Source organism: Clostridium amazonense, assembly GCF_056431285.1.
On sequence record NZ_JBWKMH010000017.1, the window covers coordinates 1 to 10,160 of the forward strand.

The following is a 10,160-nucleotide window of genomic DNA, read 5'->3' on the forward strand; positions in this document are numbered from 1 at the left end:
TCATAACCGGTAGGTCCGGGGTTCGAGTCCCTGAAGGTCCACCATATTTGGGGGTATAGCTCAGTTGGGAGAGCACCTGCCTTGCACGCAGGGGGTCAAGAGTTCGAATCTCTTTATCTCCACCATTGAAAAGCAATCAATTATGATTGCTTTTTTTTATTTTAAATAAAAATTAATAAGTATAAATATATTAAAACTAAAAAATTTTAAATAAATTATTAAAAGTGTAGATTTTTCTAAATATAGGTATATAATAATGTTAGGTAGTGAATATTATTCAGTAGTGAGCAATATATAATATATGTGTTTTATTTTAATTATAGTAAGGAGTAAGTATGAGTGTTCAATTTAAAAAGGGAGTTCTAGAAATGTGTGTACTTACATTACTTTCACAGAAAGACTTGTATAGTTATGAGTTGAGTAAAAGTTTAGAGAAGTATATACAAACAGCAGATGGAACATTATATCCATTATTAAGAAGATTGACAGCTGACGGATATCTCACAACTTATTTAGTTGAATCATCAGAGGGACCAGCTAGAAAATATTTTAGGGTAACAGAAGAAGGAAAGAACAAAGGTAAAGAGTTAAGAAAAGAATGGATTGATTTTTGTAGTAAAATTGATTTATTTTTAGAAGAAACTAAGGGGTAAAATCATTTTAAATATAGTATAAATATAGAGGGTTTATATAAAGGAGGTATAGTTATGACTAAAACTGAGTTTTTAGCTCAATTAAAAGATGGCTTAAATGGAATTGACAATTATATAATTGAGGACATATTAAATGATTATGAGGAATATTTTATAAATGGAAAAGAAGAAGGAAAATCTGAGGATGAAATTTGTAAGGAGTTAGGAACACCACACCAAATAATACAAAACCTGTGTGAACAAGGAGTTATAAATAAAAATCAATTAGAAAGTTTTAATAAAAACAAAGAGGGGAAATATAATATTGTTTCAATAATTGCACTAGTCATTTTAAATTTTATAATTTTAAGCGCATTATTTCCAATAGTTTCAAGTATTTTAGGACTTGCTATAGGTTTAGTCGTAGCAATTCCATTATTACTTATAGGAATTGGTGCAACAATAGTAGCAGTTATTTCAAGTACTATTCCACTGTTTTCAATATTTATAATGATAACTATTTTATCAATAGCTATATTAATATTAATAGGAATATATTTCCTGGGATATTACGGGGTAAAGTTAGGAAAACAGTATATTAATTGGAATATAAAAGTTGCTAGGGGGTAGGTGTGATGAAGAAATTTAATACAGTTTTAAAATGGATAGCTGTAGCTTGTTCTATAACATTTGTAGTTGGATTTACATTAAGTATTGTAAGTTTAAAAAAATATAATGAAAATTTTTCAGATTTTGTTCAGAATAATTCTGATGTAATTGGAAGTCATTTTTCTAATGGCATAAATACATTAATTGAAAATGGTATTGAAAATATTGATAAAATAATTACTATAAAATCAAGTAATAGTTCAGAATTAAATAATTATAAAAATTTAAATAAAGAAATAGATTTAGAGTCTATAAAAAATTTAGATATAAAATGTGACATATCTAAAATAGAAATTATAGAAAGTAATAACAATCAAAAAGCTAAGTTAACATGTAAGTATTTAAAAGATTGTGATATAAAATCAAATGGAGACAAAACTAATATTATAATTAATAATGGCGGATCAAGTAAAAATATTAAAAATACAAGCTATAATTTGAAGATAGAACTACCTAAAAATTTTTGTTTTGATAATTTAGATATAAGTACTGATTTAGGGAATATAAAATTAAATAATATCAAATTTAAAAGTTCTAATATAGATTCAAGTTTGGGAAATGTAGATATAGATAATGATGAATATACTATTGCTGAAAATATGGATATAAATCTTTCACTTGGTAAATTAGAAATTAAAAATATGGATGCAATAAATTCTAAGCTGTACAATAACATGGGAAATGTTATTTTTAAGGTAAATAACAAAGGAAATGAAAAATGTAATGAACTTATAGTATCATGTGATTGTGGAAAAATAGAAACATCATTTAACTATTTAGATAGAAATATATCATTTGAAAATGATTTAGGTGAAACAGATATAAGTGTAAAAAATACTGCTAAAAATTTAGACTTTGATATTTTAAGTGATGTTGGTAAGGTAACAAATAATTTAAGAGTAGAAGAAGACTCTAATTTAAGCAATAGATATAAAATTAAAGTTAGAAATGACATGGGAAATATAAAATTGGAACATTAAATAAATGTAAAAAAGATATACTATTTATGTAGGTATATCTTTTTTATTATAGAATAATATAAGTAAGATAAAATATAACATAATATGTAGTAGAGGTTTTTTTATGAGTATTTATAGAGTTAAACAATTTTTTAAAGCCATTACAGCAAAAATAAGCAATGATGATATTGAATTTATAAATAAGTATTTAGATGATAATGAGAAAAAAATATTTAATGAGTTAAAAGTTTATGATAAAAAGCATTGTTTAAATGTAGCTAAGGAAATTGAGCTTTATTTAAATAATAATAGTGGAATTAAATTAAGTATAGGCAAGGATGATTTAATAAAGGCTGGCATATTACATGATATTGGTAAAATAAATAGAAATTTAAATCCAATAGAAAAATCAGTGCTAGTCATTGCTGATAAAATTACAAAGGGGAAACTTAGAAGTTATAGTAATATAAAATTTATAAATGTATATTATAATCATGGTGAATTAGGATATGAAAAATTAAAAAAATATAATTATGATAAAGATTTTTTAAAATTAATAAAAAATCATCATAATAATACATTTAATAATGAGGCTATGAAAATTTTAAAGGAAAGTGATGATAAAAATTAATTTAAATATATGTTTAAATTATCTATTCAATAAAGTTTTTTAAATGTTAGAATGTATTATAGGCAAGAAATACATATAAAGGAGGTATAAAATGAATTCAAAAGAACGTAGAAGTAATATAGTAAATATGCTAGTAGGTGGAAATAAACCACTAAAAGGGCAAGAACTTGCTGAAAAATTTAATGTTACAAGACAAGTTATAGTAAAAGATGTGGCAATAATAAGAGCTGAAGGTACAAGCATAATAGCAACTCCAGAAGGATATTTAATTTCAAAGTATGAAGAAAATAGGATAAGAAAAGTAATAGCAGTTAGTCACGATAGAGATGAAATGAATGTTGAGTTAAATACTATTGTTAAGTATGGTGGTATCGTAGAAGATGTTATAGTTGAGCATCCTCTTTATGGAGAAATAAAATCTATGCTTATGATAAAAAATTTAAATGATGTAGAAAAATTTGTTTCTAAATTTAAAAATACAGAGGCTGAACCATTATCTTTATTAACTAATGGAGTACACGTTCATACAATAAGTGCAGAAAGTGAAAAACAAATAATAGATATATTAAAAGAATTAGAAGAAAAAAATATTTTAATTGATAATGGATAAAAATATTTAAAAGAGGTGAGTTATTTGAAAAAGAAGAAATTCGCGTTATATTTTATAATAGTAGTTATAGCTATATTGGCAATAGGGATATCAAGTATAAATGTAATTGTTGATTATCAATGGTTTAAAGAACTAGGATATTTATCTGTGTACTTTAAAAAACTTGTATCTATTGCTAAGTTAATGGTGCCTATATTTTTGATAACATTTATAGCAATAACATTATATTATATTAGTTTAAGACCAAGTATAAGAAAAAGTAAAAAAATTATAGAAATTAATAAAAAACAAGAAAAGAAAAAGTTAGCTAAATTCTCTGTATTTAATGCACTTATATCATTAGTATTTTCATATGTATTTTCATCAACTTATTGGTATAAGATATTAGAGTTTTCTAATTCAACAAACTTTAATTTAACAGACCCTATATTTAATAAAGATATTTCATTCTTTATGTTTAAATTGCCATTAATAAAATCATTACAAGCAGCATTTATAAGCTTATTAATTATATTTGTTGTTGTAACATTTATGATATATATAGGAATTGTAACAAAAGATAAAGTTAAAAGCACATTATCTAGGGAAGAAGCATTCAAAGATTTTAAACATGGAATTAGAAATTTTGCAGGAAAACAATTAGCAATTATAACAACATTACTTATGATTGCAATAGGAATAGGTTATATTATAAAAGCCTGGGAACTTGTCTATTCTCCAAATGGTACTGTTTTTGGTGCTAGTTATACAGATATAAAAGTTAGTTTAAGATTTTATAAAGTTATAGCAGTTGTTTCTATAGTTTCATCTTTAGTTGTATGCTTCAGTATAATAAAATCTAAAGTAAAACCAATATTAATGTCTATAGGACTTATTGTGATATTAATAGTTGGAGAAAATGTAGCATCACTAGCAGTAAAAGGTTTTATTGTTCAATCAAATGAGAAGACATTAGAAAAACCTTATATAGAAAATAATATAAATTATACAAAGCAAGCATTTAATATTGATGATATAGCTGAAAATAGTTATGAAATAAAAAATAATTTAACAGCAAAAGAAATAGAGAATAATAGTGATATTATAAACAATATAAGAATAAATTCTCATGTACCAGCATTAGAGTTTAATAATCAATTTCAATATATAAGGTATTACTATGGATTTGATGATATGGATATAGATAGATACAATATAAATGGAGATTATAGTCAAGTATTTATATCAGCAAGAGAGCTAGACTTAGACAAACTAGATGAAAATTCAAATACATGGCAAAATAGACACTTAGCCTATACACATGGATATGGAATAACTATGAGTAAAGTTAATTCTGTTACAAGTGAAGGACAGCCAGATTTCATTATAAACAATATTCCAGTACAAAATTCAACAGACATAGGACTAGATAATCCTAGGATATACTTTGGAGAAAGCACTAATGATTATAGTATAGTAAATACTAAACTTGGTGAAATAGATTATCCTATGAATGGTGAAAATGTTACTAACAATTATGATGGTGATGCAGGAATAAAAATGTCATTACTAAATAGATTAATATTTACTTTAAAATATCAAAATCCTAAGTTTATATTATCTCAGGATATAACAAGTGATAGTAAAATTTTAATAAATAGAAATATAAAAGAAAGAGTTTTAAAAATAGCTCCTTTCTTAAAATATGACCAAGATCCATATGTAGTTATAGATAATAATCAATTATATTGGGTAATGGATGCATACACTGTAAGCAATAAGTATCCATACTCACAGCCTGTAGACGGTATTAACTATATTAGAAACTCAATTAAGGTAGTTATAAATGCATATGATGGTTCAACTAATTTCTATATTGCAGATAAGAATGATCCTATAGCAGAAACTTATGGAAAGGTATTCCCAGAGTTATTTAAAGACATAAGTGAAGTTCCAGAATCATTAAGGTCTCATTTTAAATATCCAGAGGATTTATTTAAAATACAATGTGATGTTTTAGGAAAATACCATGTAAAAGATGCTGGTGTGTTTTATAATGGAGATGATGTTTGGACAATTTCTAATAATGAAGATAAAGTAGAAGATGAAGAAAAACAAAAAGATTCATCTTATGTTGTTATGAAATTACCAGGTGAGCAAAAAGAGGAAATGGTTGTACTTGAATATTTCAACACTAAGGGAAGAGACAATATGGTTTCTATGTTTGGTGTAAGAATGGATGGAGAAAATTACGGAAAAATGTTCCTTTATAAATTCCCTAGCTCAGGAACAGTATATAGTCCAATGTTATTCCAAAAGAAAGTTCACCAAGACCCAGATATATCAAAGGAATTATCACTTTGGGATACTAAGGGATCAGAAGTACAATTTGGCGATACAATTATAGTACCAATTGAAAATTCTCTATTATATGTAGAACCTCTTTATTTAAGAGCAGCAGGAGAAAAGAGTATTCCAGAAATGAAAAATGTAATAGTTGGATATGGTGATGAAATTGTATTAGCTACTAGTATAGATTCAGCTTTAACTCAACTTTTTGATTATAATAATAAACAAAACAATAAAGTAGATGGTAAGACTGAAAATGGTACTTTGGTAGGAAAAGATGCAAAACAATTACAGGATATATATAATAGTGCGCTTGAAGCACAAAAATCTGGAGATTGGGCTAAATATGGAGACTATATAAAGAAATTAGGAGATGAAATAGATAAACTAATAAAATAGTACAACTGTAAGGAGGAAAAATGGATTACGATGTACTTATATTAGGTGGCGGCATGATTGGATGTGCCGTTGCCTATGAATTATCTAAATATAATTTAAATATAGCAGTAATAGAAAAAGATTATGATATAGGATCAGATGCAGCACTTATAAATACAGCTACTATATATGATGGATTAGAATGTACTGATACAATAAGTTCATCTTTAATAAGAAAAGGAAACTTAATGTTTGATGAGTATGTTGAAAAATTTAATGTGCCATTTAAGAGAGTAGGATCTTTATATATAGCTAAGGATGAAAATCAAAAAAAATATATAGAGGACATGTATTCAAGAGCTAAAGAAAAAAATATCAATGAAGTAAAACTTTTAAATAGAGATGAAAGTAAAAGAATAGAACCTAATATTAGTGATGATGTAATAAAATCACTATACATTCCTAATACAGGTGTTGTATGTGCTTATGATTTAGCACTTGCATATGGAGAAATTGCTTTTGATAATGGTGTAAAATTTAAATTAGAAGAAGAAGTTTTAAATATAGAAAAAATGTCAAAAGGATTTAAGGTTGAAACAACAAGAAATAAGTTTACATGCAAAATTGTTATTAATACAACTTCAGAAAAAGAATTAGGAAAAGAATTAAATAAAGATAAAATAGAAGAAGGTATAAAAAATAATCTTAAGTACTTTGTATTAAACAAGAAATATGACTCTTTATATTCTAATATTATATTCGATATCCATAATAGTGAGAGAAGATATATAAGACCAACTATGGATGGAAAAATAATAGGTGCATTTAGTACTGGAAAAAGTGCAAATTATGATATGGTCATAGATAAATTATCATCATTAATAGGAAAGATAGATGGACATAAGATAAAAATGGTACTTGATTGGAGTTTATATGATGAACCAGTAGTTATAGATGACTCATTATCAGAAAAAGGATACTTGAATATAAGAGCTAAGCATTTTGGCAAAGTAACCATGACACCAGCAATTGGAGAAATAGTGTGCAAAATGGTTGTAAATAATTTTAACTGCATATTAAAAAAAGACTTTATTGATAAACGAAGAGAGTATTATAGATTTAAAGATTTAAGTAACAATGAAAGAAATAATCTTATAAAAGTTGATAATAAATATGGCAAGATTATTTGCTTGTGTGAAGGTGTTACAGAAGGTGAAATAGTTGATGCTATAAGAAGACCTTTGGGTGCAAGAACTGTAGAAGGTGTCAGAAGGAGGACTAATTCAGGGCTTGGAAGTTGTAGGGGAGCTTATTGTAATGAAGTTATATCTGAAATATTGGCAAGAGAGACTAATAAGCCTATAACAGACATAGTAAAAAATACAAAAAATTCTAAAGTAGCATTAAGTAGAATAAAAGAGTTTGATACAATGTAGGTGAGTAATTATGGAAGGTAAAGATGTATTTACAACAGTAGTGAGGGTAAAAGGTTCAAAGATACATGAGGTTGTTCCTGTAAGAAGTACTGAAGCTATAGATAAGAATTTATGGATTGAGTGTTCTAAAGCTTTGTGTAGGATACATGTTGGGCCACCTATAAATATAGGTGATATAATATGTAAAAATATACTTAATACTAATGTAGATATAGTTGCTACCAAAAAAATAGGTAGAAATTTATAAAGTAATATATACAAAAAGAAGCTAGATTTTAAAATATTAATTATTTTAGATTCCAGCTTCTTTTATTAAGAGTAATTTTAAAACTAAAAATAATGACTATATAATGAATTTGAATGTTGACAAACATAAAAATAAATATTAAAATTATTCTAAAAATAAAAAACATTAAACCTTTGAAGAGAATAGTAGTAAATTTATAATGTTAAGAGAGTCAGTGGGTGGTGAAAACTGATACATTACTATTTATGAATCCGACTCTGAGGGACTGTGATGAGCAGTACGGTATAAAACCGTTATTTTAATTAAGAGAAATAATTTATATTATTTAATTAGGGTGGCAACGCGGAGTTATTCGTCCCTTTGGGGGCTATAACTCTTTTTTTATTGGGAAAAATAATTATATAAAAGTTGGAGGAATATATCATGTTAGATTTAAAAAAAATTCGTAATAATAAAGAAGAGATAAAAAAAGCATTAAACGATAGAGGTGAAAACTTTGATGTTTCAGTAATCGATGAGGTTGTTAAATTAGATAAAAGAAGAAGAGATATATTAATAGAAGTTGAGGAATTAAAAAAGAAAAGAAATACTGACTCAACAAAGATACCTATGTATAGAAAAGAAGGAAAAGATGTTACTGAAATAATGACAGAAATGAAATTATTATCAGATAGAATAAAAGAATTTGATATTGAACTAAATGAAATAGATGAAAAAATAAAATATATAATGCTTAGAATACCAAACATTCCACATCCAGAAGTTCCTAATGGAGAAACAGATGAAGATAATGTGGAAGTAAAAAAATTTGGAGAGCCAAGAAAATTTGAATTTGAACCTAAAGAGCATTGGACAATAGGTACTGAAAGAAATATTTTAGATTTTGAGGCAGGTGGAAAAATAACAGGGTCAAGATTTACTGTATATAAAGGTTTAGGTGCAAGACTTGAGAGAGCGATAATAAGCTTTTTCTTAGATAAACATGTTGATGAAAATGGATATACTGAAATATTACCACCATATATGGTTAATAGAACTAGCATGATAGGAACAGGACAATTACCTAAATTTGAAGAAGATGCATTTAAAGTTACCAATACTGACTATTTCCTAATACCAACAGCAGAGGTTCCAGTAACTAACTTATATAGGGATGAAACTATAGAGGGGGATAAGTTACCTATAAAACATGCAGCTTATAGCGCTTGTTTTAGATCAGAAGCAGGTTCTGCAGGAAGAGATACAAGAGGACTTGTAAGACAACATCAATTTAATAAAGTTGAACTTGTTAAATTTGTTAAGCCAGAGGATTCATATAAAGAATTAGAAAGTTTAGTACAAGATGCAGAGAGTGTATTACAAGCATTAAAATTACCATATAGAATAGTTAAAATATGTAAAGGTGATTTAGGATTTACTGCGGCATTTAAATATGATATAGAAGTTTGGATGCCAAGTTATAATAGATATGTAGAAATATCAAGTTGTAGTAACTTTGAAGACTTTCAAGCAAGACGTGCAAATATAAAATATAAGGAAGATATTAAAAGTAAGCCAAATTTTGTTCATACATTAAATGGTTCAGGTGTTGCTATTGGAAGATGTCTAGCAGCAATTCTTGAAAACTATCAAAATGAAGATGGAACAGTTACTATACCAGAAGTTTTAGTACCTTATATGGGTGGAAAAACAATTATAAAATAATGAGATAAAATATAAATAGATGGATTTTAAATCAATTATTTTTAAAGTCCATCTAATGATATCTTAGTTAATTTTTAAAACTTAGAATTAAAGTATTAAGTTGTAAAAATGAAAATATAAATTATATTTTCTATAAAACCTGTAAAATAAACCTTTTACTAAAATTTAATTCAATAAAATTGAATTAATAAATTAAATTTCGTATTATTTTGAAAAAAACTCTTGACAGTTAAATGCAAAGTAAATATAATATTAGTTGTGACACGGAGAGATGGTCGAGTTGGTTTAAGGCACCGGTCTTGAAAACCGGCGTGCGTGATGAGCGCACCGTGGGTTCGAATCCCACTCTCTCCGCCAAACATTGGAGAAATACTCAAGAGGCCGAAGAGGCGCCCCTGCTAAGGGCGTAGGTCGGGTAACCGGCGCGAGGGTTCAAATCCCTCTTTCTCCGCCATATAAATTTAATAAATAAGTTACGGAAAGATGGTCGAGTTGGTTTAAGGCACCGGTCTTGAAAACCGGCGTACGTGATGAGCGTACCGTGGGTTCGAATCCCACTCTCTCCG

At 26.8% G+C, this 10,160-nt stretch carries 9 protein-coding genes, 4 tRNA genes and 1 other annotated feature; all 13 genes read left to right on the forward strand.

Annotated features, from left to right (window positions below; all coding sequences use genetic code 11):
* Positions 1–49 precede the first annotated feature (49 nt).
* The 13 genes from AC07E4_RS07865 (at position 50) to AC07E4_RS07925 (ending at position 10,160) form a co-directional block, all read left to right on the forward strand.
* A tRNA-Ala gene (locus tag AC07E4_RS07865) sits at positions 50–125 on the forward strand.
* A 210-nt stretch (positions 126–335) separates the two neighbouring features.
* Positions 336–653: a PadR family transcriptional regulator gene (locus tag AC07E4_RS07870; protein ID WP_040330884.1), complete on the forward strand. Its 318-nt coding sequence runs from the start codon at positions 336–338 to the stop codon at positions 651–653.
* A gap of 54 nt (positions 654–707) precedes the next feature.
* Positions 708–1,262, forward strand: a complete 555-nt coding sequence (locus tag AC07E4_RS07875; protein WP_478216076.1) for a DUF1700 domain-containing protein — start codon at positions 708–710, stop codon at positions 1,260–1,262.
* Between the two features lie 5 nt (positions 1,263–1,267).
* A complete protein-coding gene (locus AC07E4_RS07880; protein WP_478216077.1) occupies positions 1,268–2,281 on the forward strand; it encodes a DUF4097 family beta strand repeat-containing protein in 1,014 nt (337 codons plus the stop codon).
* A gap of 103 nt (positions 2,282–2,384) precedes the next feature.
* Positions 2,385–2,891 carry an HDIG domain-containing metalloprotein gene (locus tag AC07E4_RS07885; RefSeq protein WP_040330888.1) on the forward strand — a complete coding sequence of 169 codons (507 nt, stop codon included), beginning with the start codon at positions 2,385–2,387 and terminating at the stop codon, positions 2,889–2,891.
* 91 nt (positions 2,892–2,982) lie between these two features.
* Complete coding sequence (locus AC07E4_RS07890) at positions 2,983–3,501, forward strand: 3H domain-containing protein (RefSeq protein ID WP_478216078.1); 519 nt, start codon at positions 2,983–2,985, stop codon at positions 3,499–3,501.
* A gap of 24 nt (positions 3,502–3,525) precedes the next feature.
* Positions 3,526–6,228, forward strand: a complete 2,703-nt coding sequence (locus AC07E4_RS07895) for a UPF0182 family protein (RefSeq protein ID WP_478216079.1) — start codon at positions 3,526–3,528, stop codon at positions 6,226–6,228.
* A gap of 20 nt (positions 6,229–6,248) precedes the next feature.
* The gene (locus AC07E4_RS07900; protein WP_040330892.1) at positions 6,249–7,643 is read left to right on the forward strand and encodes an NAD(P)/FAD-dependent oxidoreductase; all 1,395 of its coding nucleotides are present in this window, start codon (positions 6,249–6,251) and stop codon (positions 7,641–7,643) included.
* A gap of 10 nt (positions 7,644–7,653) precedes the next feature.
* Positions 7,654–7,890 (forward strand): DUF1667 domain-containing protein, encoded by a 237-nt coding sequence (locus tag AC07E4_RS07905; RefSeq protein WP_040330894.1) that lies wholly within the window; start codon positions 7,654–7,656, stop codon positions 7,888–7,890.
* Positions 7,891–8,054: 164 nt separating this feature from the next.
* Positions 8,055–8,253, forward strand: a binding site (T-box leader).
* Between the two features lie 60 nt (positions 8,254–8,313).
* Entirely contained in the window at positions 8,314–9,594 is a 1,281-nt protein-coding gene (serS, locus tag AC07E4_RS07910) for a serine--tRNA ligase (protein ID WP_040330895.1), read from the forward strand.
* 265 nt (positions 9,595–9,859) lie between these two features.
* A tRNA-Ser gene (locus AC07E4_RS07915) sits at positions 9,860–9,951 on the forward strand.
* Between the two features lie 6 nt (positions 9,952–9,957).
* Positions 9,958–10,048: transfer RNA gene (locus AC07E4_RS07920), tRNA-Ser, on the forward strand.
* A 23-nt stretch (positions 10,049–10,071) separates the two neighbouring features.
* Positions 10,072–10,160: transfer RNA gene (locus tag AC07E4_RS07925), tRNA-Ser, on the forward strand.

Coding starts and splice junctions, on each gene's coding strand:
- AC07E4_RS07870 (WP_040330884.1), top strand. CDS start 336: ATGAGTGTTCAATTTAAAAAGGGAGTTCTAGAAATGTGTGTACTTACA.
- AC07E4_RS07875 (WP_478216076.1), top strand. CDS start 708: ATGACTAAAACTGAGTTTTTAGCTCAATTAAAAGATGGCTTAAATGGA.
- AC07E4_RS07880 (WP_478216077.1), top strand. CDS start 1,268: ATGAAGAAATTTAATACAGTTTTAAAATGGATAGCTGTAGCTTGTTCT.
- AC07E4_RS07885 (WP_040330888.1), top strand. CDS start 2,385: ATGAGTATTTATAGAGTTAAACAATTTTTTAAAGCCATTACAGCAAAA.
- AC07E4_RS07890 (WP_478216078.1), top strand. CDS start 2,983: ATGAATTCAAAAGAACGTAGAAGTAATATAGTAAATATGCTAGTAGGT.
- AC07E4_RS07900 (WP_040330892.1), top strand. CDS start 6,249: ATGGATTACGATGTACTTATATTAGGTGGCGGCATGATTGGATGTGCC.
- AC07E4_RS07905 (WP_040330894.1), top strand. CDS start 7,654: ATGGAAGGTAAAGATGTATTTACAACAGTAGTGAGGGTAAAAGGTTCA.
- serS (WP_040330895.1), top strand. CDS start 8,314: ATGTTAGATTTAAAAAAAATTCGTAATAATAAAGAAGAGATAAAAAAA.